The organism is Pseudomonas sp. FW300-N2F2 (assembly GCF_017351655.1).
GTDB lineage: Bacteria > Pseudomonadota > Gammaproteobacteria > Pseudomonadales > Pseudomonadaceae > Aquipseudomonas > Aquipseudomonas fluorescens_AA.
Map to the genome: position 1 here is coordinate 458,888 of NZ_JACNDQ010000004.1, position 24,882 is coordinate 483,769.

At 61.9% G+C, this 24,882-nt stretch carries 25 protein-coding genes and 1 pseudogene; 10 read left to right on the forward strand and 16 right to left on the reverse strand.

The genetic code is table 11. The features are described 5' to 3' along the window. Window positions 1–229: 229 nt before the first annotated feature. Window positions 230–637: a hypothetical protein gene (locus J4E63_RS28670; RefSeq protein ID WP_207284019.1), complete on the reverse strand. Its 408-nt coding sequence runs from the start codon at window positions 635–637 to the stop codon at window positions 230–232. A gap of 231 nt (window positions 638–868) precedes the next feature. Continuing rightward, window positions 869–1,720, reverse strand: a pseudogene (locus J4E63_RS28675) (YifB family Mg chelatase-like AAA ATPase); the annotation flags it as partial. A gap of 259 nt (window positions 1,721–1,979) precedes the next feature. Between J4E63_RS28675 and J4E63_RS28680 the strand changes: the two are divergent. Then, window positions 1,980–3,257 (forward strand): sensor histidine kinase, encoded by a 1,278-nt coding sequence (locus J4E63_RS28680; protein ID WP_207284020.1) that lies wholly within the window; start codon window positions 1,980–1,982, stop codon window positions 3,255–3,257. 7 nt (window positions 3,258–3,264) lie between these two features. Here J4E63_RS28680 and J4E63_RS28685 read toward each other — a convergent pair whose 3' ends face one another. Genes J4E63_RS28685 through J4E63_RS28695 form a run of 3 tightly spaced genes read right to left on the reverse strand, consistent with a single transcriptional unit; the run spans window position 3,265 to window position 6,818 of the window. After that, a complete protein-coding gene (locus J4E63_RS28685) occupies window positions 3,265–4,899 on the reverse strand; it encodes a GMC family oxidoreductase (RefSeq protein ID WP_207284021.1) in 1,635 nt (544 codons plus the stop codon). After that, entirely contained in the window at window positions 4,896–5,444 is a 549-nt protein-coding gene (locus J4E63_RS28690) for a sugar dehydrogenase complex small subunit (RefSeq protein WP_207284022.1), read from the reverse strand. The genes J4E63_RS28685 and J4E63_RS28690 overlap by 4 nt, the downstream gene beginning before the upstream one ends. Window positions 5,445–5,447: 3 nt before the next feature. After that, window positions 5,448–6,818, reverse strand: coding sequence for a cytochrome c (locus J4E63_RS28695; RefSeq protein WP_207284204.1), 1,371 nt, complete (start codon window positions 6,816–6,818; stop codon window positions 5,448–5,450). 512 nt (window positions 6,819–7,330) lie between these two features. Between J4E63_RS28695 and J4E63_RS28700 the strand changes: the two genes are divergently transcribed. Then, window positions 7,331–8,971 (forward strand): methyl-accepting chemotaxis protein, encoded by a 1,641-nt coding sequence (locus J4E63_RS28700; protein ID WP_207284023.1) that lies wholly within the window; start codon window positions 7,331–7,333, stop codon window positions 8,969–8,971. 57 nt (window positions 8,972–9,028) lie between these two features. Here the strand turns inward: J4E63_RS28700 and J4E63_RS28705 are convergent, their stop codons facing one another. Beyond that, a complete protein-coding gene (locus tag J4E63_RS28705; RefSeq protein WP_060740084.1) occupies window positions 9,029–9,289 on the reverse strand; it encodes an accessory factor UbiK family protein in 261 nt (86 codons plus the stop codon). 415 nt (window positions 9,290–9,704) lie between these two features. On the opposite strand from J4E63_RS28705, the gene glnK reads away from it, so the two are divergent. The 4 genes from glnK (at window position 9,705) to sutA (ending at window position 12,475) form a co-directional block, all read left to right on the forward strand. After that, a complete protein-coding gene (gene glnK / locus J4E63_RS28710) occupies window positions 9,705–10,043 on the forward strand; it encodes a P-II family nitrogen regulator (protein WP_002555808.1) in 339 nt (112 codons plus the stop codon). 33 nt (window positions 10,044–10,076) lie between these two features. Then, window positions 10,077–11,411 (forward strand): ammonium transporter, encoded by a 1,335-nt coding sequence (locus J4E63_RS28715; RefSeq protein WP_207284024.1) that lies wholly within the window; start codon window positions 10,077–10,079, stop codon window positions 11,409–11,411. Window positions 11,412–11,623: 212 nt separating this feature from the next. Beyond that, window positions 11,624–12,049, forward strand: a complete 426-nt coding sequence (locus J4E63_RS28720) for a secondary thiamine-phosphate synthase enzyme YjbQ (protein ID WP_003177301.1) — start codon at window positions 11,624–11,626, stop codon at window positions 12,047–12,049. 102 nt (window positions 12,050–12,151) lie between these two features. Beyond that, a complete protein-coding gene (gene sutA / locus J4E63_RS28725; RefSeq protein ID WP_092204737.1) occupies window positions 12,152–12,475 on the forward strand; it encodes a transcriptional regulator SutA in 324 nt (107 codons plus the stop codon). A 385-nt stretch (window positions 12,476–12,860) separates the two neighbouring features. Here the strand turns inward: sutA and J4E63_RS28730 are convergent, their stop codons facing one another. Genes J4E63_RS28730 through J4E63_RS28755 form a run of 6 tightly spaced genes read right to left on the reverse strand, consistent with a single transcriptional unit; the run spans window position 12,861 to window position 17,462 of the window. Continuing rightward, complete coding sequence (locus tag J4E63_RS28730; protein ID WP_207284025.1) at window positions 12,861–13,565, reverse strand: HAD family hydrolase; 705 nt, start codon at window positions 13,563–13,565, stop codon at window positions 12,861–12,863. Continuing rightward, a complete protein-coding gene (xerC, locus tag J4E63_RS28735; RefSeq protein ID WP_207284205.1) occupies window positions 13,562–14,461 on the reverse strand; it encodes a tyrosine recombinase XerC in 900 nt (299 codons plus the stop codon). Before xerC ends, J4E63_RS28730 begins: the two co-directional genes overlap by 4 nt. A gap of 2 nt (window positions 14,462–14,463) precedes the next feature. Further along, window positions 14,464–15,186, reverse strand: a complete 723-nt coding sequence (locus J4E63_RS28740) for a DUF484 family protein (protein WP_092174855.1) — start codon at window positions 15,184–15,186, stop codon at window positions 14,464–14,466. A gap of 13 nt (window positions 15,187–15,199) precedes the next feature. Further along, window positions 15,200–16,030, reverse strand: coding sequence for a diaminopimelate epimerase (gene dapF / locus J4E63_RS28745; protein ID WP_060740090.1), 831 nt, complete (start codon window positions 16,028–16,030; stop codon window positions 15,200–15,202). A 4-nt stretch (window positions 16,031–16,034) separates the two neighbouring features. After that, entirely contained in the window at window positions 16,035–17,282 is a 1,248-nt protein-coding gene (lysA, locus tag J4E63_RS28750; protein ID WP_092174851.1) for a diaminopimelate decarboxylase, read from the reverse strand. A 9-nt stretch (window positions 17,283–17,291) separates the two neighbouring features. After that, the gene (locus tag J4E63_RS28755; protein WP_072406122.1) at window positions 17,292–17,462 is read right to left on the reverse strand and encodes an LPS translocon maturation chaperone LptM; all 171 of its coding nucleotides are present in this window, start codon (window positions 17,460–17,462) and stop codon (window positions 17,292–17,294) included. Window positions 17,463–17,647: 185 nt separating this feature from the next. Between J4E63_RS28755 and cyaY the strand changes: the two genes are divergently transcribed. The 3 genes from cyaY to rnk all read left to right on the forward strand — a co-directional run bounded on the left by cyaY (window position 17,648) and on the right by rnk (window position 18,740). Further along, a complete protein-coding gene (gene cyaY, locus J4E63_RS28760) occupies window positions 17,648–17,980 on the forward strand; it encodes an iron donor protein CyaY (protein ID WP_207284026.1) in 333 nt (110 codons plus the stop codon). A 4-nt stretch (window positions 17,981–17,984) separates the two neighbouring features. Continuing rightward, window positions 17,985–18,203 (forward strand): DUF1289 domain-containing protein, encoded by a 219-nt coding sequence (locus J4E63_RS28765; RefSeq protein WP_207284027.1) that lies wholly within the window; start codon window positions 17,985–17,987, stop codon window positions 18,201–18,203. Window positions 18,204–18,329: 126 nt separating this feature from the next. Beyond that, a complete protein-coding gene (rnk, locus tag J4E63_RS28770; RefSeq protein ID WP_060740094.1) occupies window positions 18,330–18,740 on the forward strand; it encodes a nucleoside diphosphate kinase regulator in 411 nt (136 codons plus the stop codon). A gap of 13 nt (window positions 18,741–18,753) precedes the next feature. Here rnk and J4E63_RS28775 read toward each other — a convergent pair whose 3' ends face one another. The 3 genes from J4E63_RS28775 to J4E63_RS28785 form a co-directional block, all read right to left on the reverse strand. Beyond that, complete coding sequence (locus J4E63_RS28775) at window positions 18,754–21,594, reverse strand: class I adenylate cyclase (protein WP_207284028.1); 2,841 nt, start codon at window positions 21,592–21,594, stop codon at window positions 18,754–18,756. Between the two features lie 168 nt (window positions 21,595–21,762). Next, window positions 21,763–22,011 carry a TIGR02647 family protein gene (locus tag J4E63_RS28780; RefSeq protein ID WP_060740096.1) on the reverse strand — a complete coding sequence of 83 codons (249 nt, stop codon included), beginning with the start codon at window positions 22,009–22,011 and terminating at the stop codon, window positions 21,763–21,765. 237 nt (window positions 22,012–22,248) lie between these two features. Then, complete coding sequence (locus tag J4E63_RS28785) at window positions 22,249–22,533, reverse strand: hypothetical protein (RefSeq protein WP_207284029.1); 285 nt, start codon at window positions 22,531–22,533, stop codon at window positions 22,249–22,251. 127 nt (window positions 22,534–22,660) lie between these two features. On the opposite strand from J4E63_RS28785, the gene J4E63_RS28790 reads away from it, so the two are divergent. Next, window positions 22,661–23,320: a glutathione S-transferase family protein gene (locus J4E63_RS28790; RefSeq protein WP_207284030.1), complete on the forward strand. Its 660-nt coding sequence runs from the start codon at window positions 22,661–22,663 to the stop codon at window positions 23,318–23,320. A 131-nt stretch (window positions 23,321–23,451) separates the two neighbouring features. Here J4E63_RS28790 and argH read toward each other — a convergent pair whose 3' ends face one another. Then, window positions 23,452–24,846 carry an argininosuccinate lyase gene (argH, locus tag J4E63_RS28795; protein ID WP_060740099.1) on the reverse strand — a complete coding sequence of 465 codons (1,395 nt, stop codon included), beginning with the start codon at window positions 24,844–24,846 and terminating at the stop codon, window positions 23,452–23,454. Window positions 24,847–24,882: the final 36 nt, after the last annotated feature.

Consider the following 24,882-nt stretch of genomic DNA (forward strand, 5'->3'; position numbering starts at 1 on the left):
ATTCCTCCCACAGGGCATTGGGCGCGCAAACAGCAAAAAGCCCACACGTGGCGGGCTCTCTGTCGAAGGGGGCTGATCCATCAGCTACCATCAGTGTAGATGGCGTTTACGGGCGGACAAGGCGGAATCCCCAGTTGTTCAGCGGAATGCGGATTAACGTCTCACTTAGCATCGGCTTGTTACCAATCTGTCGTACTAATTTTCATTCTTTCGCATTTGTTTCGAAAACCTACAACGGCTCACTACATAGGTTGCGAAGTGCCTCAGTGGGCTCTGGAGGATTGTCCAGTAGTTGATACGCCGTGTTGGCATCAAGTACGGTCATGCCCTCGACGTCAAAATCAGCAGCCTTCTCTTCATGCGCAACGGAGCGCATGGCCAATGCCGCAACGACTTTCTTGAGCTCTGCCAGCTCGCGCTCGACGTTCGACAAGTGTGGCGGCCGCACTGAGCGAGTCTTGAGCCCCCCGCTTTGACAAAGAGCGCTCCATGCGAGGCTTTTCGTGGCATGCCGCTCAACCACGGCGTCAGCATTCGAAAGAAGAGCCGTGATCCTACCGCCCTTGCTACGACTGGTAATCGACGTATTCTTTTCGGCGGCGAACCGCGTAGTTTTTGGTTGAGCTGGTTTGTCCACGGTGTATCCCTCTGTGTGTCTGTACTCTACTACATTTCGTTTGACGCCTACGTCCCAGCCCGCCGATGCCAGCAAAGGTAACCGCTCCTTGAAGGGGGAGCGATCCCTACGGTGGCGTTAGTAAGCCTTAGTTTATCTGGTGGCTCGGGCTACCCTACCGCTTGTCACTGGGGCGAATAACGGTTTCTATCAGTCGCATTAAATTCGAAAATTTCGCAGCTATTTCGAAAACCGACACCCGCCACCCACCAGCGCCGGACCGGAAGCCGAGTGGTGTGGCTGGCGAAACGGGCGTTGCGGCCAATGGCTCAAGGGCACGCAACTGGCCACCGACTGGATGGCTGCGACCTCCAGGGCCTCGCTCTCGGCCAGTGGCGGCAACAGTCCTGGCAAACGGCTCGCCAGCAAGGTCTTGCCGGTACCCGGTGGCCCGCTGAACAACAGGTTGTGAGCCCCCGCGGCGGCAATCAGCAAGGCCCGCTTGGCCCCGGCCTGGCCTTGTACTTCATTCAGGTCGGGGTAGGGCTTGCTGGCCGAGAGCAGCCCATTGGACACGAACGGCTCGACCGGCGTGTGGCCGTTGAAATGCGCCACCGCCTCGAGCAGGTGATCCACGGCGATCACCTTCAGCCCCGAGGCCAGGCAGGCTTCCTCGGCATTGGCCCGTGGCACCACCAGCATGCGCCCGGCCTTGCGCGCCGCCAGCGCTGCGGGCAATACCCCACGCACCGGACGTACCGCGCCGGACAAGGCCAGTTCACCCAGGCATTCCACGTCGTCCAGCGTCAGGGTCGGCACTTGCACGCTGGCCGACAGGATCCCCAAGGCGATGGCCAGGTCGAAGCGGCCGCCGTCCTTTGGCAGGTCTGCCGGCGCCAGGTTCAGGGTGATGCGCCGCGCCGGAAAATTCAGCCCCGAGTTGATGATCGCGCTGCGCACCCGATCCTTGCTTTCCTTTACCGCCGCCTCCGGCAGGCCAACCATCGTCAGCGACGGCAAGCCATTGGCCAGGTGGACTTCAACGGTAACGGCAGGAGCCTCGACCCCCACTTGGGCGCGGCTGTGGACAATGGCGAGCGACATGAATCGTTCCTTGAGTGAATGGGAGGCCGCGTCCTGCGACTTTTGAAGGGTAGTCGTGGGGATGAACTTGGGCGCAGCAATTGAGGGGAGAAAATTTGGCAGGATGTTTCGACTGTCAGTGACAGCCGGGGCGGCAAGCGCGATACGGTTCAGCCGATGCCATCCTTCACCCGCCCAGGCGAAATGCCCGGGACCGGCCTAGACTCCGACTTGCCCAGTCGGCACTTGGCGGTATCAACGGCACAGGGAGGAAGTGGCCATGAACGATCTGCTGGCTCTGTTAACTGACAAGCGCTTTATGCCCCATGGGCACTGCTACATGTGGCGGCCGGATCTGCTGTGGACCAATGTCATTGCCGATGGTTTGATCACCCTGTCCTACGTCACCATTCCCTTCACGCTCCTGTACTTTATCCACAAGCGCAAGGACGTGCCGTTCGACTGGATGCTGGCGGCCTTTGGCGTATTTATCCTGGCCTGCGGGACCAGCCACGTGATGGAAATCCTGACCATTTGGCAGCCTTATTACTGGTTGTCGGCGCTGGTCAAGGTGATCACCGCGATTGCCTCGGTGATTACCGCCATCCTGCTGGTCCGGCTGGTGCCGGCGGCCCTGAAGATCCCCAGCCCGCAGCAATTGGCCAAGGTCAACGAAGAGTTGCGCGAGGCGCAGGCCGAGCTAGTGACCACTGCGCGCCGGGCCGGCATGGCGGAGATCGCCACCAATGTGCTGCACAACGTGGGCAATGTGCTCAATAGCGTCAACGTGTCAGCCCAGGTCCTCTACGAGAAGGTGCACACCTCCAAGGGGCCCGGGGTGGCCAAGGTCGTCCAGTTGATGAAGGAGCATCCCGACGACCTCGGCGACTTCATCAGCAGCGATCCGAAAGGGCGCGCACTACCGGACTATCTCGACAAGCTGGCCGACGCGCTGGCCGTCGAGCAGCAGGGCATGATCGCCGAGTTGGCGCAGTTGACCCGCCGAATCGACCACATCAAGGAAATCGTCGCCACCCAGCAATCCTATGCCGGCAATGCCAGCGTTCTGGAGCCGGGCTCGCTGCGAGAGCTGGTCGAGGATGTCGTGCGCATTTGCGATGTGTCCCTGGCGCGCCACCACATCTCGCTGATCAAGGAGTTCAGCGATATACCGCAAATGCCACTGGACAAGCACCGAGTGCTGCAGATCCTGGTCAATCTGATCAACAACGCCAAGCAGGCGCTGGACGCCGGTGTGAACCGGCCGCCGCGGATCATCCTGCGCCTGAAGGTCGTTGACGATGGGCGCGTGCGGGTCGAGGTCGAGGACAATGGCGAGGGGATCGCGCAGGACAATCTTGCGCGGGTGTTCGAGCACGGCTTCACCACGCGTGTCGACGGTCACGGCTTTGGTTTGCACAGCTGCATTCTGGCGGCGCACGAGATGGGCGGCGATCTGACCGCGCAGAGCGCCGGGCCAGGCCGCGGCGCGCTGTTTATCCTGGAGCTGCCGCTGGTACTGACCCCGGCTCCCTCTCAGCGGACGGCGGGTGGTTGAACAGGCCTTACACCTCCCTCAGCAATTGATCGGCGATACGAATGCTCAGTGCGGCCCCAGTCAACGTGGGGTTCACACAGGACGATGACGGCATCACGCTGGTCCCGGCGATAAACAGGTTGGCGTGGTCGTGGCTACGGCAGTCGCGGTCGACCACCGAGTTCTTCGGGTCGTCGCCCATGATGGTGGTGCCCATGATGTGCTGGCGGTTCTGGAAGTTGACGTCGGTGCTGAGGATGTCGGCGTCGAGCAGGTGGGCGAACTGCTTGAGGTCTTCCAGGGCCTTTTCCTTGCCCGCGTGCCAGTAGTCGGGAACGCTGTAGTAGATCTCCGGTACCGGCAGGCCAATCGCGTCGAAGCGAGTCTTGCTCGGGGTGACGCGGTTTTCCGGCAGCGGCAGGGTTTCGAAGTCCACCGCCCAGTTCAAGGAGCGCGCCGACTGCAGGCGGATCTGTTCGTCGAGCTTGGAGCCCAACACACCCTTGGCGATCAGGTTGGTGGTGATCTGCGAGGTGGGCACCGTGTTGCGAACCTTGATCTTGTAGCTCGGGTAGTCCTTGCGGAATGCGCCGTCGCGGCTGTTCAGGTAGACCAGCAACTGGGTCGGTCCCTCGCCGGGCCACATGTCCTCCTTGGTCATCACGTTCATGCTCACGCCGGTGTGGTCCATCAGGTTGCGACCGACCTGATCGGAAGTATTGGCGATGCCGTTGGGGTATTTCTCGGACGTGGACATCAGCAACAGCTTCGGCGATTCGATGCCATAGGCCGCCAGCACGAAGTACCGGGCGGTCAGGCGATGCTGGGTCTTGTCGGGGCGCATGTACCAGATCGCGCTGATCTTGCCGTCATCGCCGGCCTCGATCTGGTACACCACCGAGTTGTCCAGGACCTTGGCGCCATGACGCTCGGCCTCGTCGATATGCATCGAGCCGTCGTACTTGGCGGCAATCGGGCAGACCGGGTTGCAGTTGTTGTTGCCCGCGCACGGTGGGCGTTTGCCATAGGGGCGGGTGGCGCGGCCATTGGGTTCGAGGATCGGGTTGTAGCCGCCCTTGCTCAACAGGCTCGAGAGGCGCTTGAACATGTAGCTGGGCTTCAGGCCTTCCATCGGGTAGGGAATCGAGCGCGGTGGGTAGGCCGCGCCACCCTGGCCACTTTCATCCTGGCCGTCGACCCCGGACACGCCCAGCTCGGTCTCGGCGCGGGCGTAGAAGGGTTCCAATTCGTCATAGCTGATCGGCCAGTCACGCCCGCGTCCGTAGAGGGAGTTGAGACGGAAGTCGTTGGGCAGCATGCGCCACAGCGAGGAGCCGAAGTGCCAAGTGGTACCGCCGACCACCCGCAGGTAGGAGGTGTTGTATTTCACCGGGCCGACCTGCTGCAGGTAGTCGCCATAGGTGGAAGGTGCATGAGGCAGGCTCGGATAGGGCGAGCCGGCACCCTGCAGCTTGGCGTTGGCCAGCGAGAGCTTGACCGGCGCATTGCGGAAGGTCTCGACGATGTCACGGCGGTTCACCCGTGGGCCCGCTTCGAGGACGATCACGGATTTGTTCGCCTTGGCCAGCTCGCTGGCAATCAAGCCACCCATCACGCCGGAGCCGATGACGACCACATCGGCGTCGTAAACAACGCTGCTCATAGTTTGAAATCCTGCGTGTCGGCTGGCTTGGCGCCCCAGGATTCGGGGCCGCCACCGTAGGTTGGAATGATGAGGATGCCGTGGGTCGGGCGATACATCAGCGCCTCGGAGTAACTGATCAGTTCGGCATCGGCGAGCTCGCCGACGATGCCCAAGTACCAGGCCGAGATGATGCTGGTGGCCGTCGCTTTCAACGATGGGTCCGGGTTGGCCTGGGCCAGGTATTCATCCACATGCTTGAAGCCCTGCCCATCGACCAGTTGCTTGAGGGCGCCGACATTGCCGCTGAAGTTCGGTGCGCGCTGGCTCAGGGCGCGGTAGTAGCGCGCCGCCAGGACCGGGTTGACCGGACGGCTGACAAGGAATTGCGACAGGGCGATAAAGTCCTGGTCGCCCTCAGCCATCACCGATTGCCAGGGGCCGAGGCCTCCGGCCAGGGCCACCAGGCCCAGGGTGACCGACCCGCGCAGCAGGCTACGGCGGGACAGTCGGGCGGTGGGGGTGGATGAAACGGGCATGTGGGTGTCGGTCATTGAAGTTTCCATTGCTCAGGCCTCCTGCAGCCGGCGACGAGCCTTGAGTCTGTAAAGCCCCAGGAGGATCAGCAGGCCGATCACAACCAGGGCCGGTACGCTGTAGCGCGCCAGCACGGCGATGGGGGCCTTGGGTCCGCCTTCGCGTACCTGTGCCACATCGGCGGCAGTCACGTTCAAGCCGGCGTTGCCGTAGCGGGACAGGACGTAGTTGCTGACGTCGGCGATCTGCTGGTCGTCGAGGCGATCGGTGAACAGCGCGCCCGGACCGAAGGCCGGCATGTCGATTGCCACGCCGTCGACTTCGCGATGCACGCCGTAGACGATGGTCGCGATCAGGTTGTCGCGGCGGCTGGTCGCGGTGTTGTGGAACAGTGACGGATACTCACGGGTGCCCTCGCCGTTGGCCTGGTGACAGTTGGCGCAGGTGCCGCTGAAGATGTGCCAGCCTGGATTGTCCTGCGGCTTGCCGCCGCGCAGGTTGAGTTCGTCGTTCGACGCCTGGCCGAAGGTATGGCGGGCCTGGCGTTCGCCGGTGGCGATTGGCTGGGTCTGCAGCAAGTAGGCGGCGATGGCCTTGAGGTCCTCCTCGCCGAGGTACTGCAGGCTGTGCTCGACCGCCTCGGCCATGGGCCCGGCAGCTTGCGCCTTGCCCTCCACATGGCCGCTGCGCAGGTAGGCAACGAGCTCATCGCTCGACCAGGCGCCGATACCGCTGGTCTTGTCCGAGGTGATGTTCGGGGCGTACCAGGCCCCCAATGAGCCACCGGCAAGCGCCTTGGCGTTATCCGCCGCCATCAGGACATTGCGTGGGGTATGGCAGGTGTCGCAGTGGGCCAGTGCATTGACCAGGTAGTCGCCGCGATTGACCTGCGCGGACTTGCCCGGATCCGCCTCGAAGCGTTTCTGGCTATGGAACAAGGCGTTCCAGCCGAGCATCGAGGCGCGGATATTGAACGGAAAGTCGAGCTCGGTCTTGGGGCTGGGCGTATCCACCGGCGCGACTTCATCCATGAAGTACTGGTACAGGGCGGCGACGTCGCTGTCGGTCATCTTTGCGTAGGAGGTGTAGGGCATCGCCGGGTACAGGTGGGTGCCGTCCGGGGTTACACCGTCGCGCACGGCGCGGGCGAAGTCTGCCTGCGTGTACTGGCCGATGCCGGCGCTCCTGGAAGGGGTGATGTTGGTCGAATAGATGGTGCCCATCGGCGAGTTGAGTGGGTAACCGCCGGCAAAGGGCTTGCCACCGACGGTGCTATGGCAGGCCACGCAATCGGCGGCCACCGCCAGCCGCTTGCCGGGCGAAGCGCTGGTGTCGAGTGTCTCGCCGTGGGTCGCCAGGCTGACCGTCATCAGGACCAGGCCGCCCGCGAGCATATTCATCATGGACTTCACCTTGCCCACGCCGGGCAATGGCTGATCCCTCCTCTGCGGATACATGTGTCACTCCTCATGGATTTCGACGCGTGGCCTTTGGCTCGGCTCGTTAAATTTTCATAGTTGTACGATGTCTTGCGTTGCGATAAAGATTTCACATGATGTAACATTTTGCAACGATTATGGCTAAGAGCTACTATCCGTTTGTTTTTATTACACGGCTCTAGTACGGGCTTTTCAGAAATTGATGAGCAAGATCGTCGTCAACGAGACGAGCAAGAAAGAAAGGAAAATGCTTCATCCAGATTGAGGGTGAACAGAGGGGTGTGGCTTACATTTTCGTGATGTTGTACGACGTCATGACGAAAAAACCATCAAGCGGCACGCCAACGATGCCCTGTCGGCAGACGAGCCCGAGCGGCGATGGAATCAGGACACAGGCCCTTAACCTGGCGTTACGCGGGGCAGGGAAATGCACACATGACCGGGCTGCTGGACCAGCATCCCATGAGGATCCACCGATGAACTGGCTCAACGACGCAAAACTATCGACCAAATTGATCACCTCGTTTTTCCTCTGCGCCCTGATAACGCTCGCCGTGGGCATGCTTGGCGTCAGTGGAGTTTCCGCGCTGTCGACGCGTTTGCAGGGAGTGTTCAACAACAACCTGGTCTCGGTCGCCAATACGTCGCAGACCAAGACCAAGGCGGTCGGCCAGACGCGCGACATGTACCGGCTGTATGTCGCTACTGCCGGCAATGCTCCGCAGAGCATGAAGGATGAGTTTCTCGCTTCGATGAAAGCCAATCAGTTGGCCAGCGAAAAGGCTTTCGCCGATTACCGCAAAGGCAATCTGGCTGAAGACGAGCGCATCGCCGGCGACCAGATGGCCCGCGATTGGCCGGTCTACCAGGCCATGGTGCAGCAGTACGTGGCGATGATGGCGGCTGGCGACCTGGAAAACGGCCGCACTCTGTTGCTCGGTGACTTGCAGAAGACTTATCGCAAGGTGATGGACCAGTTGACCATCATGATCGACTCCAATGACCGTCAGATCAGCGAAGACGCCAAGGCCGCCACGCAGCAGGAGCTGACGGCCAAGACCGTGTTGTACAGCGGCATCGTCGTGGCGTTTATCGCCGCGCTGCTGTTGGGCATGTTTATCAGTCGCCTGATCAGTCGACCGATTGCCGTGGCGGTCGATTGCGCACAACGCATCGCCCAGGGCGATCTCACTCAGCACATCACCAGCAACAGTCGCGACGAGGCCGGCCAGTTGCTCAAGGCCCTGGGTGACATGCAGACGAGTTTGAAGACCACCATCCAGCAGATTGCCAGCGCTTCGGACCAATTGGCTTCCGCCGCCGAGGAGCTGACGGCGGTCACCGATGATGGCAGTCGTGCCTTGATCCGACAGAATGATGAAATCCAGCAGGCCGCCACGGCCGTGACCGAGATGACTTCCGCCGTCGAGGAAGTGGCCCGCAACGCGGTCTCCACTTCACAGGCTTCGCAATCGACCAGTTCACAAGCCAGCGATGGGCGTGATCAGGCCCGTAGCGCGGTGCAGGCGATCAATACTGCAACCCAGGAAATCACCGCGTCCACCGGGCTGGTCAGGGATCTTGCCGTGCAGGTGCGCGATATTGGCAAGGTGCTGGATGTGATCCGCGGGATCGCTGAACAGACCAACCTGCTGGCGCTCAATGCGGCCATCGAGGCGGCACGCGCCGGGGAACAGGGTCGCGGTTTTGCCGTGGTGGCCGATGAGGTTCGCGCCCTGGCGGCCCGCACCCAGGCGTCAACCGGTGAAATCGAGAGCATGATCCACGCGGTACAGGACCGTGCCGACAGTGCGGTTGATGCGATGGGCAAGAGCCAGGCGCTGGTGACCGAGACCCAGGGCCTGGCCCGGGCCACTGGCGAGGCGCTGGAGCAGATCGCCGACGGCATCTCGCAGATCAATGACCGTAACCTGGTGATTGCCACGGCGTCCGAGGAGCAGGCCCATGTGGCCCGCGAGGTTGATCGCAACCTGGTGAATATCCAGGATCTCTCGACCCAGACTGCGGCTGGGGCGAACCAGACCAATGCTTCGAGCCAGGAGCTGTCCAACCTGGCCCTGTCATTCAATACCCTGGTTGGCCGTTTCCGTCTCTGACCCTTCAGGTTGAATACGCCTGGGCTACCGGGCGTATGTCGCAGGCGCGCTGCTTATTTATTCCTGGGCTGGAGCCAGTCGTGCTTCCAGCTCAGCGACCTTGGCCTCCAGGCTTTCGAGCCGCGCTCGGGTCCGGGCCAGCACGACCATCTGACTGTCGAATTCTTCCCGGCTTACCAGGTCCAGCTTGCTGAAGCCGCTTTGCAGCAGGGCCTTGAACTGGCTTTCGATTTCGCTTTTGGGCAGCGGCGTGTCGCCACTCAAGATACGGGAGGCGTGGCCGCTCAGGGCGTCGAGGAGGTCTTTGGGCGCAAGCATGTGCAGGTGTCCTGGAAACGATGGCGGGCAGTGTACCACGCAGTGTCTATAGTCAATTCGCCAGCCAGGGATGCACGCTTTTCGCGCATGGGGCCGGGCGGCGCTGCACTGTTGTTGTGCGTATCGCTGCGGTTCGTGGTGCGGTGCACGTCGAGCCGGTGGCCAAGGGACTGAAATCAGAGGGTTTGGGCACAGATGGCAAGGTTTCTGCTTAGAGGCTGATGACCCATGCACTGATGCAGTCGCTGTGACGAATGCAGTGCAGCAGGCGGAACGGGGAGTTTCGTCAGGATCGGTTAACTGGCACCTGTCGGGCAACTTGGGCCGACGACGCGTTACAAAGCCAGGCACTGCGCTTAGACTTGAGTCGGGTTTGTTTTCCTGGGGCAAGTCCACCAATTCGGGAGAAAGTTTCATGAAGCTAGTCACTGCCATCATCAAGCCGTTCAAGTTGGACGACGTGCGCGAGTCGTTGTCCGAGATCGGCGTGCAGGGCATTACCGTTACTGAGGTCAAAGGCTTCGGTCGGCAGAAGGGCCACACCGAGCTGTATCGCGGCGCGGAGTACGTGGTCGATTTCCTGCCCAAGGTGAAGATCGATGTCGCCATTGACGACAAGGATCTGGACCGGGTGATCGAGGCAATCACCAAGGCCGCCAACACCGGCAAGATCGGTGACGGGAAGATCTTTGTGGTCAATCTGGAACAGGCTATCCGCATCCGTACCGGCGAAACCGATACCGACGCTATCTAAGCCGCCAAACCCAACGCCCCAGGAGAAAACAATATGACTCTGCGTAAATTCGCAGGGCTAGGAGCCCTGTTGTCCTTCGCAATGCCTGGCCTGGCCATGGCAGAAGAAGCGGCAGCCCCCGTCTTGAACTCCGGCGACACCGCCTGGATGCTCACGGCCACGATTCTTGTACTGTTCATGACTATTCCAGGCCTGGCCCTGTTCTACGGTGGCATGGTCCGGTCGAAGAACATTCTTTCCGTGATGATGCAGTGCTTTGCCATTACCGGTCTGATCAGCGTCCTGTGGGTCATCTATGGCTACAGTATCGCGTTCGACACTACCGGCATGGAGCAGGGCGTCGTCAACTTCAACTCCTTCATTGGCGGTTTCGGCAAAGCGTTCCTGGCGGGTGTCACGCCAGCCAGCCTGACCGGCCCGGCGGCGCTGTTCCCTGAAGCGGTGTTCATCACTTTCCAGATGACGTTCGCCATCATTACCCCGGCCCTGATCGTCGGTGCATTCGCCGAGCGGATGAAGTTCTCCGCCATGCTGATCTTCATGGGCGTGTGGTTCACCCTGGTGTATGCACCGATTGCGCACATGGTCTGGTCCGGCAACGGCGGCCTGCTGTGGGATTGGGGCGTGCTGGACTTCGCTGGCGGCACCGTGGTGCACATCAACGCCGGTATCGCCGGTCTGGTGGCGTGCCTGGTATTGGGCAAGCGCAAAGGCTTCCCGACCACGCCAATGGCACCGCATAACCTGGGTTACACCCTGGTGGGTGCGGCCATGCTGTGGGTCGGCTGGTTCGGCTTCAACGCCGGTTCCGCTGTCGCCGCCAACGGCACTGCCGGCATGGCGATGCTGGTGACCCAGATCGCTACCGCTGCGGCGGCGCTGGGCTGGATGTTTGCCGAGTGGATCACCCACGGCAAGCCAAGCGCGCTGGGCATTGCCTCGGGCGTGGTGGCCGGCCTGGTTGCAATCACCCCGGCTGCCGGCACCGTGGGCCCAATGGGCGCCCTGGTCATCGGCCTGGCGGCGGGCGTGGTGTGCTTCTTCTGCGCCACCACCCTCAAACGCAAGCTCGGTTATGACGACTCCCTGGATGCCTTCGGCGTGCATGGCATCGGCGGTATTCTCGGCGCGATCCTGACTGGTGTGTTCGCCGCACCGGCCTTGGGTGGCTTCGGCACCGTGACCGATATCGGCGCGCAAGTGTGGATTCAATTCAAGGGCGTGGGTTTCACGGTGGTCTACACCGCGATCGTCACCTTCATCATCCTCAAGGTCCTGGACGCCGTCATGGGTCTGCGTGTCACCGAGGAAGAAGAGGCTGTGGGCCTGGATCTGGCCCAGCACAACGAGCGTGGCTACAACCTGTAAGTACACGCAACAAAAAATGCCCGGTTCGCCGGGCATTTTTTTGTCTGGAATTTGTCATTGCTCACAAGGTGTGGCGGTTTTTCCGACGCCTTTTGTTGTGGATGCGACATGGGTTTTTATACCGCCAAAGGCTTACATCGAAGCAAGAATATTAGGGCCTTTGTTTTTTCCCAGAGCGCGCTAGAATGCGCGCCGAACGTGCGGAGATCTGTATGTGGCAACAGACGCTGATAACCCTGCGGGCGAGGCCCCGGGGCTTTCATCTGGTGACGGACGAGTTGCTGGCCGGCCTGCCTGAACTCCAGGCGTGTCGTGTCGGTCTGTTGCATCTGTGGCTGCAGCATACCTCGGCCTCGTTGACCATCAACGAGAACGCCGATCCGGCGGTACGTCGAGACTTCGAACGATTTTTCAATCGGCTGATCCCACAAGGAACCGCCGGCTATGAGCACAACGACGAAGGCTTGGACGACCTCCCGGCGCACTTCAAGGCCAGTGTGCTCGGTTGCCAGCTCAGCCTGCCGGTTACGGCGGGACGGCTGGCATTGGGAACCTGGCAAGGTGTTTATCTGGGCGAGCACCGTGATCACGGCGGTGCTCGTAAAGTCCTCGCCACCTTGTACGGTGAAGGGGCATAACCGCTGATTGCCAGCGGATGTTGAATTTTTTCTGGCAGCCTTCGAACAGATGGCGAAGCTGGGCTATAACTAATCTGCTTTTCGCAAGTCATGAGGTAGAACATGAGCGACGATGATCTGGAAAACGACGACCTCGAAGTAGGCGACGAAGACGAGACCGAAGAAGGCCTTGAAGCGGTAGCTGAAGACGTTGCCGACGACGATGGGGCCGATGTTCCGGCACCTACCGCCAAGGGCAAGGCCAAGGCCGCGGTGTCGGTCGACGAGTTGCCGAGCGTAGAGGCCAAGAACAAGGAGCGTGATGCGCTCGCCAAGGCCATGGAGGAGTTCCTGGCCAGGGGCGGTAAGGTGCAGGAAGTGGAAGCCAACGTGGTCGCTGATCCGCCCAAGAAGCCTGACAACAAGTACGGCAGCCGCCCTATCTGAGTATCGGCTTCTTGCTTGCTGAAAAAGCCCGCCGTCGCTGCGGGCTTTTTCATGGGCGCGATTCTACTCCGGGCCAGGCGCAGCCCCTGTGGGAGCGAGCTTGCTCGCGATAGCGGTGGGTCTGTTGGCATTGATGTTGGATGTGCCGCCGTCATCGCGAGCAAGCTCGCTCCCACAGGTTTCTTTGCCGGGCGGGGAGCTGCGGGACATAGCCGCTCCAGGGTAGGAGCGAGCTTGCTCGCGATAGCGGTGGGTCTGTTGGCATTGATGTGGATGTGCCGCCGTCATCGCGAGCAAGCTCGCTCCCACAGGTTTCTTTGCCGGGCGGGGAGCTGCGGGACATAGCCGCTCCCACAGAGGGGCTTTGGCGGCTGTGAGGCAGGGTTCAGGGTTGGCTATGCCAACCCGTCAACAGCCCCGGCAGTTCGGTCAGGCTGCGAATTTCCGCATCCGGTACATGGTCGGCATTCCAGGGCTTGCCTGCCGGGTTGAACCACACCGCGCGCAGGCCGGCCTGTTGGGCGCCGGCGATGTCGTCGCCCGGGTGATCGCCAACGTGCACGGCGGTCTGTGCCGTGGCGCCGCCGCGCTGCAGGGCTTCGTGGAACAACCGGGCGTCAGGTTTGGCGATGCCGATGTCTTCGGCGCACAAGGCGAACTTGAAGTAGTCCGCCAGCCCCAGGCGTCGCACGTCGGCGTTGCCATTGGTGACCACGCCGAGGGCGAAATGATTGGCCAGGATTTCCAGGGTGGGCTGCACCTCGGGGAAAATCTCCAGCTGATGACGGGCGTGCAGGAACGTCTCGAAGGCCTGGTCCGCCAGTTCAGAGGCGTGCCACTGGTCGTAGCCGGCTTCCTGCAAGGCACGGAACAGCACCCGCCGGCGCAGCGCACTGATGCGATGCTTGAGGTTGGGTTCTTCGCGCAACACCTGCTCGCGAATCGAAAAAAGATGCTCCACCGGCAGCCCGCCCAGGATCGGTGCGTTGTCGCTCAGCCATTGGCGGAGTATGGCTTCGGCGCTGGCGATTACCGGGGCGGTGTCCCACAGGGTGTCGTCCAGGTCGAAAGTGATGAGTTCGATGGTCATGATTCGTCGCCCTTGATGCGTTTGGCCCTGGGGTGGGCACTGTCGTAGACCGTCGCCAGGTGCTGGAAGTCCAGGTGGGTGTAGATCTGTGTCGTCTTGATGTCCGAGTGGCCCAGCAGCTCTTGAACGGCGCGCAGGTCCTGGGAGGATTCCAGCAGATGGCTGGCGAAGGAGTGCCTGAGCATGTGTGGGTGCAGGTTCTGCCCCAACTCGCGTTCGCCGGCGGCCTTGACCCGCAACTGAATCGCCCGCGGGCCGAGGCGCCGACCGCGTTGGCTGACAAATACCGCGTCATCGGCGGGGTTGGCCAGGACCCGCAGGGGCAGCCACAGTTCCAGGGCTTCACGGGCCTTGCGGCCGACGGGCAGCAGGCGGGTCTTGCTGCCCTTGCCGAGCACCTGGACCATGCCGTCGGCCAGGTCCAGTTGATCCAGGTTAAGCCCCGTCAGCTCCGAAAGCCGCAGGCCGGAAGAATAGAACAGCTCGAGAATCGCCTGGTCGCGCCGGGCCAGGAAGTCATCTTCGACGGCGCCTTCAAGCAATTGCAGGGCGCGGTCGGTGTCGAGGGTCTTCGGCAGCCGGCGTTCGCCCTTGGGCGGTGCCAGGCCGGTGGCCGGATCGTGATCGCACAGGCCTTCGCGATTGAGGTAGTGATACAGGCCGCGCACCGCCGACAACAGTCGCGCCAGGCTGCGGGAGGACTGTCCCTGTTGATGCAGGCGGGCGATCAGGCTGCGCAAGCGCTGGATGTCCAGGGCCGACCAACTGCCGATGTTCTGCTTCTGGCACCAGCCCAGCACTTTTTCCAGGTCGCGGCGATAGGCCAACAACGTGTGGGGCGACACCTGGCGCTCACTGCGCAGGTGTTCGCAGTAGGCGTCCAGTTGCCGCTCCATCATCAGCGTACCGAGCGCAGCGAACCGGCGACTCTTGGCAGCACCCGGCCGGTGACTTCGGCGATGTAGCTCAAGAAGAGCGTGCCCACCGAACTCTTGTAGTGCTGCGGATCGCGGCTGGCGATGGCCAGCACGCCGTGCACGCCCTGGTGGGCGATGGCGACGACGGCGGTGGAGCCGATCTGCTTGCGCTGTTCTTCGCCGAACAGGAAGTCCAACTCATGTTCGCGCAGGCTGCCGCTGACGCTTTTGTTTTCCGTGAGCAGGCCGCCGATGGCCGTCTGCGCTTCGGCGTGGGTCACCCAGCGGCCCACCGGCATGGCGTTGTCGCCAAACAGGATCAGGCTGACAAAGGGCACCTGGAAATCCTGGCGCAGGCTGTCTTCGACGCTCATGACCAGGTCTTCGAGGGTGCTGGCGTCCATCAGGGCCAGGATCAGCCGACGGGTCTTGTCGAAGAGCCGGTCGTTGTCCCGGGCCACGTCCATCAGGTGCGAAAGACGATGGCGCATTTCGATGTTGCGCTCGCGCAGGATTTTCATCTGGTGCTCCACCAGCGACACGGTGTCGCCGCGCCGGTGGGGGATGCGCATCGTCGCAAGCAGTTCTTCATGCTCGACGAAGAAGTCCGGATGAGCCTCCAGGTAAGCGGCCACGGCCGCGACGTCTGGAAGGCTGGGAGATTCGTCGGGCTGTGGGGCTGGAACCTGTGGCTGATCGGTCATGGGTTTGGCTCACTCAAAGACGAACTTGTCCTTCGTATACGCGCACTGCCGGGCCGGTCATCATCACCGGTTGGCCAGGGCCTGCCCATTCGATGGACAGGCGCCCGCCGGGCAGGTCGATCAACAATGGCGAATCCATCCACCCCTGGCTGATCGCAGCGACGGCAGCGGCACAGGCGCCGGTACCGCAGGCCTGGGTTTCCCCGGCACCGCGTTCCCAGACGCGCAATTGTGCGCGGTGACGGTCGATGACTTGCAGGAAACCGACATTCACCCGCGCGGGGAAGCGCGGATGGTGTTCGATTTTCGGCCCCAGCTCATGCACCGGGGCACTGTTGATATCGGCCACTCGCAGCACGGCATGGGGGTTGCCCATGGAGACTGCCGCCAGTTCCACCGTGTTGCCATCGACTTCCAATGGATAGCTCAGGGCCTGGGCCGGCGCTTCGAATGGAATGTCCGCCGGTACCAGGCGCGGAGCACCCATGTTGACGCCGATCTGGCCGTCGCTGCGCACATCCAGTTCGATGATGCCGCTCTTGGTCTCGACGCGGATCTGCCGCTTGGCCGTCAGGCGCTTGTCCAGCACGAAGCGGGCGAAGCAGCGCGCGCCGTTGCCGCATTGCTCCACTTCCGAGCCGTCGGCGTTGAAGATCCGATAGCGGAAATCCACGTCCGGGTTGTTGGGCGCCTCGACGATCAGCAACTGGTCGAAACCGATACCAGTGTGCCGGTCTCCCCATTGCTTGGCATGCTTGGGCAGGATATGCGCGTGCTGGCTGACCAGGTCGAGGACCATGAAGTCATTGCCCAGGCCGTGCATCTTGGTAAAACGCAGCAGCATGGTTTTACTCCGGCAGCAGGCTTTCGCCGGCAAACAACTCGGCTACCGTCTCGCGGCGACGCACTTCGAATGCCTGATCACCGTCCACCAGCACCTCGGCGCAACGGCCGCGGGTGTTGTAGTTGGAACTCATGACAAACCCGTAGGCACCGGCCGAATGCACGGCCAGCAAGTCGCCTTCTTCCAGCGCCAGCTCCCGACCCTTGGCCAGGAAGTCACCGGTTTCGCAGATCGGCCCGACGATGTCGTAGGGGCGGGCCGCGGTGTCGCGAGGGCGCACGGCGGTGACGTCCATCCACGCCTGGTACAGCGCCGGGCGGATCAGGTCGTTCATCGCCGCATCGACGATGGCGAAATCCTTGTGCTCGGTGTGCTTGAGGTATTCGACCTGGGTCAGCAGCACGCCGGCATTGGCCACGATATAGCGGCCGGGCTCGAACATCAGCGCCAGGTCACGGCCTTCGAGGCGCTCGCGCACCGTCTTGATGTAGTCGGCCACCAGGGGCGGCTCTTCATCGCGATAGCGCACGCCGACACCGCCACCCAGGTCGATGTGGCGCAGGTAGATGCCGCAGTCGCCGAGGCGGTCGACCAGCGCCAGCAGGCGGTCGAGGGCATCGATGAACGGTTCGAGGGTGGTCAGTTGCGAGCCGATGTGGCAATCGACACCCAGCACTTCCAGGTTCGGCAGCTGGGCGGCGCGTACGTACACGTCCTCGGCGTCGGCAATGGCGATGCCGAACTTGTTTTCCTTCAGGCCGGTGGAGATGTACGGGTGGGTGCCAGCGTCGACGTCCGGGTTCACGCGCAGGGAAACCGGCGCGCGAACGCCCAGCTCGGCGGCGACAACCTGCAGGCGCTCCAGCTCATCGGTGGATTCGATGTTGAAGCAGTGCACGCCGACTTCCAGGGCGCGACGCATGTCTTCGCGGGTCTTGCCGACGCCGGAGAACACGATCTTGTCGGCGCTGCCGCCCGCGGCCAGCACACGCTCGAGCTCGCCACCGGAGACGATGTCGAAACCGGCACCCAGGCGCGCCAGGACATTGAGCACACCCAGGTTGGAGTTGGCCTTGACGGCGAAACACACCAGGTGCGGCATGCCGTCGAGAGCATCGGCGAACGTCCGATACTGGGCTTCGATGTGGGCACGGGAATAGACATAGGTCGGCGTGCCGAAACGTTCGGCGATCGCGGACAGGGCAACTCCTTCCGCGAACAGCTCCCCGCCACGGTAGTTAAAAGCGTCCATGGCGTTCCCTTAGTAAGTGGTGTGGGTGTCGTGCGAGTGTGTCTTGGATTGCGACGACTTGGCCTGTTCTTCAGGGGACTTGCTGTCATCAGGCAGGTACAGCGGACCTTTTTGACCACAGGCTGTCACGAGGCAGGCAACCGCGACGAGCGCAGCAAGGGAAGAGATCAGGCGCTTCATGGCGAAATCCTTGAAAATGCATTAATTGCGCCGGAGTATACCGGCCACCCGTCAGCTTGCCTATGCAACGGGGCGCCCGTCCGGCGGCACTGTTGTCGTTGATCGGTATATCCTTTGCAATCGCCGGGCGGCGTCCGTATCTTGCGGCGCTTGAGCATGAGCAGACATTTTCGAGGTTGCCGCAAATGAGTTTGACTGAAGCCCGTTTCCACGATCTGGTCGATGCGACCCAGCAAACGCTGGAGGATGTGTTCGATGACAGTGGCCTGGACATTGACCTGGAAATCTCCGCCGGTGTACTCACCGTCAAGTTCGAAAACGGCAGCCAACTGATCTTCAGTCGCCAGGAGCCGTTGCGGCAGCTGTGGCTGGCGGCGGTCTCCGGCGGCTTTCATTTCGACTACGACGAGGAAAGCGAGCACTGGATGTGCGACAAGAGCGAAGAGCAACTGGGCGAGATGCTCGAGCGCATCGTCAAGCAGCAGGCGGGCGTGGAGCTCGAGTTCGAAGGCTTGTGACGGCGTGATCCAGACCGCCCCGCCACGGCCTCCCAAGCCGCTCTACAGCAACGTCAGCCCCGCCGTGCCGTCGCCGTGTACCAGCGTGTGCAAGCTGGATGAACAGAAGGTCTGCCTCGGCTGTTTCCGCCATGTGGAGGATATCCGCGAATGGCGCTCGGCCGATGATGAGCGCCGGCGGGTCATCTGTGCCGAGGCGGCTAAGCGCAAATCTCTGGGGTAACTTGTTTATTTATTGAGCTGTGATAGTGTCCGGTTACGCCTCAATTCGTCGAGGCCCGTGAAAACCCCGCCTTTTTGTGGCGGGGTTTTGCTTTTTTTGTGCAGAAGAAAGGAGTCTGCCTGGATCATGACCGCACCTTCCATCACCCTTACCCGCCTGGACGTACAGCGTCTGGAACGCCTGATCGACAGTCTTGATGAAACGCTGCCAGGCGTGATTGCGTTGCAAACCGAACTGGATCGCGCCGAGAACGTGGTGGGCCACGAAGAAGTGCCTGCCGATGTCGTGACCATGAACTCGCGTGTGCATTGCCGCGAAGAAAGCAGCGGCAAGGACTATCACCTGACGTTGGTTTATCCACAGGACGCCAATGCCGACGAAGGCCGGATCTCGATCCTGGCGCCGGTGGGCAGTGCCTTGCTGGGCCTGAAGGTCGGCCAGCACATCGACTGGCCGGCCCCGGGCGGCAAGACGTTGAAGCTGACCTTGCTGGACGTCGAATACCAGCCCGAAGCAGGCGGCGACTTCCACCTCTGAGTGCCCGGGCGCTTCAGACCAGGGCCAGCGCCTCGTTCAGGGCGCGTTCCAGGTCGGCCTTGTAGCGCAGGTACAAATTGCTTGAGCAGGCCCCATCGCCCACCAGCCCCGAGAGGTCCAGGTCGGTGATGTAGCAGCGATAGCGCTGGGCTTCGCGGCGCTGTTCGACGATCTCCCTGGCGACCACACGGAACAGTTGGTCGCCATGTTCCAGTTCGGAAAACTCCTGCTGATCGCAGTACAGGGTGACGTGCACCTGCCCGTGCGCCGCCTTGCCGATGATCGCCTGCACGTCATAGAACGGCTTGTTGACCGGTGTCTGTGGGGCTTGCCGCGCTTCGATCCGGCGCGCCCGGCCACCTGACGGCAGCAACTGGTAGTACAGGGTTTCCAGGGTCAGCGGCTGGGCGGCGTCCAGCGGCAGCAGGGCGTCGCGACGGTACAGCACCGATTGCAGAAAGCGCTGCAGCGGTACCAGCAGGCTTTGTTCGTCGTGATAGGGCACGTGTTGTTGCCACAGCGCGTTGAATTCATCGAGCACGTACAGATCGGCTTCGTCCTCGTTGGTCCGGTAGAACACCTGGATGCACTCGGGCTGGCCCATGGGCAGGATCAGCGCCAGGTCGTGGTCTTCCAGGGCCATCGGGTCCAGATGCAAGGGGCTGTAGGCCGTCAGTTCCTCGCCCAGGTAATCCATCAGCGCCGACAAGCTGCCCAGGGCTATGTGATTGACTTGGCCGGGCACCAGTTCCAGCACGTGGTAATGCTGCTGGACCTGAAGCAGGTAGCGGTGATTGAGCCTGCTCAACAACAGGGTCTGCGCCGTTTCGATGACTTCCTCGACACGCCGCGCAATGAACTGGGCGCGGTTGTGGCAGAAGCAGCGCACCTGCAAGCGCGGTTGGCGCTGGGTGACGGGCAGGTCGTTGAGGTAGTCGCGCAGGCAGTCGAGCAGGGCGTGTTCACCGTCGAAACGGTTGACCAGCACTTCATTCCAACTGTTGAGCGTAACCTGGTCGAGGGTCAGCACCAGGTTTTCCCGGACCCCGGCGTAGCTCAGGGAGTCGGTACGCTCGGTGGTCATCAGGATGTTCAGGTCGCGATGGTGCTTGAGCGGGTCGACGCCGACGTTCACCAGGATCAGCACTTCGCTGGGCACGCTGGCGCGCAGCAACTGCGCTTCATCCACCGTGACCAGGGGCAGGGCGATGGACTGTTGCAGGCTACCCAGCAGGTTGAACAGTTCGAACTCGCTCAGGTCGCTGTCACCTGGGTGTAGCGCCAGGCGCGTGCTGCTGTCGATCACGCCGTTGCGATGGCACCAGGTCAACAGCTCCAGCAACTCGCGGCAACGCTTGATGGGCGCGAAATTCTCCCACTCCAGGGCGTTGAGGCTGCCGTTGTACAGGCCCCACTGGTTCTGCCCCGGTTCCTTCTTGTTGGGTGACTGGACCAGCGTCAGGGTGTCTTCGGCCAAGTCCGGCGCGATACCGGGGTTGATGAACTCGACCTTGTCGGCCTTGCGCTCGAAGGCGGCATACAAGCGCCTGCCAAGCACGTTGAGATCGCGCTTGTTGATCAGGCTGACGGTTTTCTCGGTGCGGGCGAACTGGGTCAGGAAGCGGTAGCTGTGGGTGAGTTCGTTGACCAGTGCGCGCCGCTCGTGGCTGACCTGGCGGACTTTCCACTGGCTGCGGCTGTCCAGCAATGCCAGTTGACGCTGGTCCCAGCCCCATTCCCGGGCCAGTCGCTCAAGCAGTACCCGCTGCCAGCCACTGCTGCGCGCCTGGCCGGTGAGTTTGCGATTGACTTTCAGGTACAGCGCGCGGCGGATCAACTCCAGGCGTTCGGGTTCGCCACGGGCATCGAGGTATTCCTCGATGCGGCGGTAAACCAGCATGTACGGGTCCAGCTCTTCCAGGTCCAGGCGATTGGCGAACACAGCCTGTTTGAAGCGCAGGCTCAGGCAGCGCACGTTCGGGTGTTCGCTGGCATAGACCTCGGTCAGCAGCAGCTTGAGCACGGACTTGTAGGGCGATTCGATACCCTTGAACAGCTGCCAGAGCCCGGCGCCGACGAATTCGCCCGGCGGAATATAGGCCAGGTGTCCCAGGTCCAGGGTTTCATCCGCGCGAATGAAGCGCTTGGACATCAGCGTATGGGTGTACTGCTCGTAGTTCTCTTCTTCATAGACCGGCACCAGCCACCAGATCGGCGTGCGCCCGGCCAGCCAGATCGCAGTGCGGTAGAACTCGTCCAGCAGCAGGTAATGCTGGGTGGTGCCGCAATCGTCGGAGCTGAGCTGGTTGTCCCGCTCGCCCCGCACGAAACGCGCCGGGTCGATCAGGAAAAAGTGGGCTTCGGCGCCCTGGGTCGCGGCCCAGATCTCCAGCAACTGGCATTTCTTGCGCAGCTCGGCCAGTTCATCGTCGCTCAGGTCCGGCCCGTGGCACACCCACACGTCCATGTCGCTCTGGTCGGCCTGGGCCAGGGTGCCGAGGCTGCCCATCAGGAACAGGCCAAGGATCGGCCGCGGCGGGTTGCTGCCGTGCCGGGGCTTGTAGGAAAACGAACGGGTCAGCCGCTGGGCTTCGGCAAGGACGTTGGCGTCAGGCTCGTAGTTCGACAGCCCGGCGGGCGTGCTGCCGGAGACGTAGCCGGGCAGCAGCGGATGGTTGACGTGGAAAAACAGCGGCAGCAGCGTCAGTACGCCTTGCTGGCGGGGCGACAGGCCTTCGAGGGCGCGCTCCAGCCGCACGGTGTTGAGCTTGAGAAAACGTGCGCGCAATTGGCTCAGCACCTTGCGGTCGATTCCCTCGTCCAGATCGGGGCGTATTTCGTGATTGCGGGTCATGTCAGCTCAAACCGGCTCGCGGCGTCGAACGTGGGGTGATGGCAGGTTAGCGCCCGGTCTTGGGAATACTTAAGCTGAAAACAGGATTTTTGATGCCGGTTCTTTACGCCGGGCGCCAGTGCGCCTGCGGAAATCCCGTAGAGGAGATTTCCGTGGGCGGCAGGGGGATCAGGCGGCTTCTTGTTGAACGCTGAGTATCGTCAGGACGGTTTGGACATTTTGGGCGGCATCCCGTCCCAGGCTGGTCAGGTAACCACCGTCGGGCTGGGTGATCAGGTCTTTCTCGTACAGGCGTTGGGCAGCGGCAATCGCTTTAGGGGCAGCGGTCTGATGAATTTTCAGGCCTTCCTGGGAACTGTCCAGGTTGAAGAGTGCAAGGATTTCCAGTTCGGCAACCAGCTCAGGGGTAAGCGACATAAGGACTCCAGACTTTCTAGGAATTTGGTCGACAGCGTCACTAAGGTGAGCGCACTCGGCCGAGCTGTCCAGTGTCAGTGGCATGCTTTTTTTGTTTCGGGTGACCAGGGGAGCCATTTGTTGTGGCGAGGGAGCTTGCTCCCGTTCGGCTGCGCAGCAGTCGTTAAGCTATTGGGGCCGCTTCGCGCCCCAGCGGGAGCAAGCTCCCTCGCCACAGAAGCAACTTTGCCTGTTGGTTCAGTTCTTTTCCGGCGGCAACTCGGGAAGGGCGCGCAGCGCCGTTTCGTACCATTGGGTGTCGAACGGGCGGTCTTCTTCGAGGATGGCGTCGATCTCATGGGCCAGTACATGGGCCATGAGGTTGAGGATTTCTTCGCGCTCGTAGCCCACCAGGGTCAGTTTGTTGAACGTGGCCTTGGCCGCTGGCGGGTTGTCGCTTTCGATCTGGTTTTCGATGGCTTCGATCAGCGTGTTCTCGACAAAATCTTCTTCGTCGGTGTCGATATCGGTTGGCTCGCTCATGGCAGGCTCCTGTAAGAAAGGTCGCCAGTTTACCCGCATTCAGCGGCGTGATGCGCCTGGCAAGAAACCCCTCGACGGTCTATAACGCAAGGCTGCCAACCCCCCGCACGGCCTGGAGGCATTTGTAATGCTCAAGCTTTATGGTTTCTCTGTCAGTAATTATTACAACATGGTCAAGCTGGCACTGTTGGAGAAGGGCGTGCCTTTCGAAGAAGTGCAGTTCTTTGGCAACCAGACCCCGGAAGTCCTGGCCATCAGCCCGCGCGGCAAGGTGCCGGTGCTGAAGACCGAGCAGGGTTTTATCAACGAGACCAGTGTCATCCTTGAATACATCGAGCAAACCCAACCGGGTAAAGCCCTGCTGCCGACCGACCCGTTCGAGCGCGCCCAGGTGTTGGCCTTGTGCCGGGAAATCGAGCTGTACATCGAGCTGCCGGGGCGGGCCTGCTATGGCGAGGCATTTTTCGGCATGACGGTGGCCGATGCCATCAAGGAAAAGTCCAAGTCCGAATTGTTGCTGGGGTTCGCCTCGCTTGGCCGGCACGGCAAATTCTCGCCCTATGTGGCGGGCGACAGCCTGAGCATTGCCGACCTGTATTTCTACTACAGCCTTTCGCTGGCCTTGCAAGTGGGCAGGAAGGTCTTCGATATCGATTGGCTGGCGGACATGCCGGCGGCCAAGGCGCTGATGGAACGCTTGGAGCAGAACCCGAACGTACGGCGGATCGCTGCGGACAGGGAGGCAGAGATGCCGGCGTTTTTGGCGATGATTGCCGCCAAGAAGTGAGCTTTTCGGTGATTTGAAGTCAGCTATCGCGAGCAAGCTCGCTCCCACATCTGAATCTCTGAATGCTCACAAGGCGTGTGTTCACGGGAGATCCATTGTGGGAGCGAGCTTGCTCGCGATGCTTCTGGCTTTTAGCGGCTGGCGAGCAACGCCTGGCCGCGCACAACCGCTGCCTTGACCTGCGCCGGCGCGGTGCCGCCGATGTGGTCACGGGCATTGACCGAGCCTTCGAGGGTCAGCACGGCAAACACGTCCTGCTCGATCTGGTCGCTGAACTGGCGCAGTTCGTCCAGGCTCATTTCCGCCAGGTCCTTGCCGGTGTCCACGCCGTATTTCACGGCATGGCCGACAATCTCGTGGCAATCACGGAACGGCAGGCCACGGCGCACCAGGTAGTCGGCCAGGTCGGTGGCGGTGGAGAAGCCGCGCAGGGCCGCTTCGCGCATCACCGCATGCTTGGGCTTGATGGCCGGGATCATGTCGGCGAAGGCCCGCAGCGAGTCGCGCAAGGTGTCGGCGGCGTCGAACAGCGGCTCCTTGTCTTCCTGGTTGTCCTTGTTGTAGGCCAGCGGCTGGCCTTTCATCAGGGTCAACAGGCCCATCAGTGCGCCGAACACCCGGCCGCTCTTGCCGCGCACCAGTTCCGGCACGTCGGGGTTTTTCTTTTGCGGCATGATCGAGCTGCCGGTGCAGAACCGGTCGGGCAAATCGATGAATTGGAACTGCGCGCTGGTCCACAGCACCAACTCTTCGGAGAAGCGCGACAGGTGCATCATCGCGATGCTCGCGGCGGCGCAGAATTCGATGGCGAAATCGCGGTCCGAGACGTTATCCAGCGAGTTGCCGCCCACGGCGTCGAAGCCCAGCAGTTGCGCGGTGTATTCACGATCGATCGGGTACGTGGTGCCGGCCAGCGCAGCGCTGCCCAGGGGCATGCGGTTGGTGCGCTTGCGGCAGTCCACCAGGCGCTCGTAGTCGCGGCTGAGCATTTCGAACCAGGCCAGCATGTGATGCCCAAACGTTACAGGTTGAGCGGTTTGCAGGTGCGTGAAGCCCGGCATGATGCTCTCGGCCTCGCGCTCGGCCTGTTCCAGCAGGCCTTTTTGCAGGCGCGTGATTTCGCCCAGGATCAGGTCGATTTCATCCCGCAGCCACAGGCGGATGTCGGTGGCGACCTGGTCGTTGCGGCTGCGGCCGGTGTGCAGCTTCTTGCCGGTCACGCCAATGCGGTCGGTCAGGCGTGCTTCGATGTTCATGTGCACGTCTTCAAGGTCGACGCGCCAGTCGAATTGGCCGGCCTCGATTTCCGTCTCGATGGTCTTCAGGCCATCGATGATGCTGTCGCGCTCGGCATCGGTCAGCACGCCGACCTTGGCCAGCATGGTGGCGTGGGCGATCGAACCCATGATGTCGTGGCGATACAGGCGCTGGTCAAAGTTGACGGAGGCGGTGAAGCGGGCGACGAAGGCGTCGACGGGTTCACTGAAGCGGCCGCCCCAGGACTGATTGGTCTTGTCAGTGCTCATGAATTCGCTCGTGATCGGCTGTGGAAAAAGTAGCGG

What these genes read in the sequence shown, in the direction of transcription:
- J4E63_RS28680 (WP_207284020.1), top strand. Translation starts at nt 1,980, where the DNA reads ATGAACGATCTGCTGGCTCTGTTAACTGACAAGCGCTTTATGCCCCAT.
- J4E63_RS28685 (WP_207284021.1), bottom strand. Translation starts at nt 4,899, where the DNA reads ATGAGCAGCGTTGTTTACGACGCCGATGTGGTCGTCATCGGCTCCGGC.
- J4E63_RS28690 (WP_207284022.1), bottom strand. Translation starts at nt 5,444, where the DNA reads ATGGAAACTTCAATGACCGACACCCACATGCCCGTTTCATCCACCCCC.
- J4E63_RS28695 (WP_207284204.1), bottom strand. Translation starts at nt 6,818, where the DNA reads ATGATGAATATGCTCGCGGGCGGCCTGGTCCTGATGACGGTCAGCCTG.
- J4E63_RS28700 (WP_207284023.1), top strand. Translation starts at nt 7,331, where the DNA reads ATGAACTGGCTCAACGACGCAAAACTATCGACCAAATTGATCACCTCG.
- J4E63_RS28705 (WP_060740084.1), bottom strand. Translation starts at nt 9,289, where the DNA reads ATGCTTGCGCCCAAAGACCTCCTCGACGCCCTGAGCGGCCACGCCTCC.
- glnK (WP_002555808.1), top strand. Translation starts at nt 9,705, where the DNA reads ATGAAGCTAGTCACTGCCATCATCAAGCCGTTCAAGTTGGACGACGTG.
- J4E63_RS28715 (WP_207284024.1), top strand. Translation starts at nt 10,077, where the DNA reads ATGACTCTGCGTAAATTCGCAGGGCTAGGAGCCCTGTTGTCCTTCGCA.
- J4E63_RS28720 (WP_003177301.1), top strand. Translation starts at nt 11,624, where the DNA reads ATGTGGCAACAGACGCTGATAACCCTGCGGGCGAGGCCCCGGGGCTTT.
- sutA (WP_092204737.1), top strand. Translation starts at nt 12,152, where the DNA reads ATGAGCGACGATGATCTGGAAAACGACGACCTCGAAGTAGGCGACGAA.
- J4E63_RS28730 (WP_207284025.1), bottom strand. Translation starts at nt 13,565, where the DNA reads ATGACCATCGAACTCATCACTTTCGACCTGGACGACACCCTGTGGGAC.
- xerC (WP_207284205.1), bottom strand. Translation starts at nt 14,461, where the DNA reads ATGGAGCGGCAACTGGACGCCTACTGCGAACACCTGCGCAGTGAGCGC.
- J4E63_RS28740 (WP_092174855.1), bottom strand. Translation starts at nt 15,186, where the DNA reads ATGACCGATCAGCCACAGGTTCCAGCCCCACAGCCCGACGAATCTCCC.
- dapF (WP_060740090.1), bottom strand. Translation starts at nt 16,030, where the DNA reads ATGCTGCTGCGTTTTACCAAGATGCACGGCCTGGGCAATGACTTCATG.
- lysA (WP_092174851.1), bottom strand. Translation starts at nt 17,282, where the DNA reads ATGGACGCTTTTAACTACCGTGGCGGGGAGCTGTTCGCGGAAGGAGTT.
- J4E63_RS28755 (WP_072406122.1), bottom strand. Translation starts at nt 17,462, where the DNA reads ATGAAGCGCCTGATCTCTTCCCTTGCTGCGCTCGTCGCGGTTGCCTGC.
- cyaY (WP_207284026.1), top strand. Translation starts at nt 17,648, where the DNA reads ATGAGTTTGACTGAAGCCCGTTTCCACGATCTGGTCGATGCGACCCAG.
- rnk (WP_060740094.1), top strand. Translation starts at nt 18,330, where the DNA reads ATGACCGCACCTTCCATCACCCTTACCCGCCTGGACGTACAGCGTCTG.
- J4E63_RS28775 (WP_207284028.1), bottom strand. Translation starts at nt 21,594, where the DNA reads ATGACCCGCAATCACGAAATACGCCCCGATCTGGACGAGGGAATCGAC.
- J4E63_RS28780 (WP_060740096.1), bottom strand. Translation starts at nt 22,011, where the DNA reads ATGTCGCTTACCCCTGAGCTGGTTGCCGAACTGGAAATCCTTGCACTC.
- J4E63_RS28785 (WP_207284029.1), bottom strand. Translation starts at nt 22,533, where the DNA reads ATGAGCGAGCCAACCGATATCGACACCGACGAAGAAGATTTTGTCGAG.
- J4E63_RS28790 (WP_207284030.1), top strand. Translation starts at nt 22,661, where the DNA reads ATGCTCAAGCTTTATGGTTTCTCTGTCAGTAATTATTACAACATGGTC.
- argH (WP_060740099.1), bottom strand. Translation starts at nt 24,846, where the DNA reads ATGAGCACTGACAAGACCAATCAGTCCTGGGGCGGCCGCTTCAGTGAA.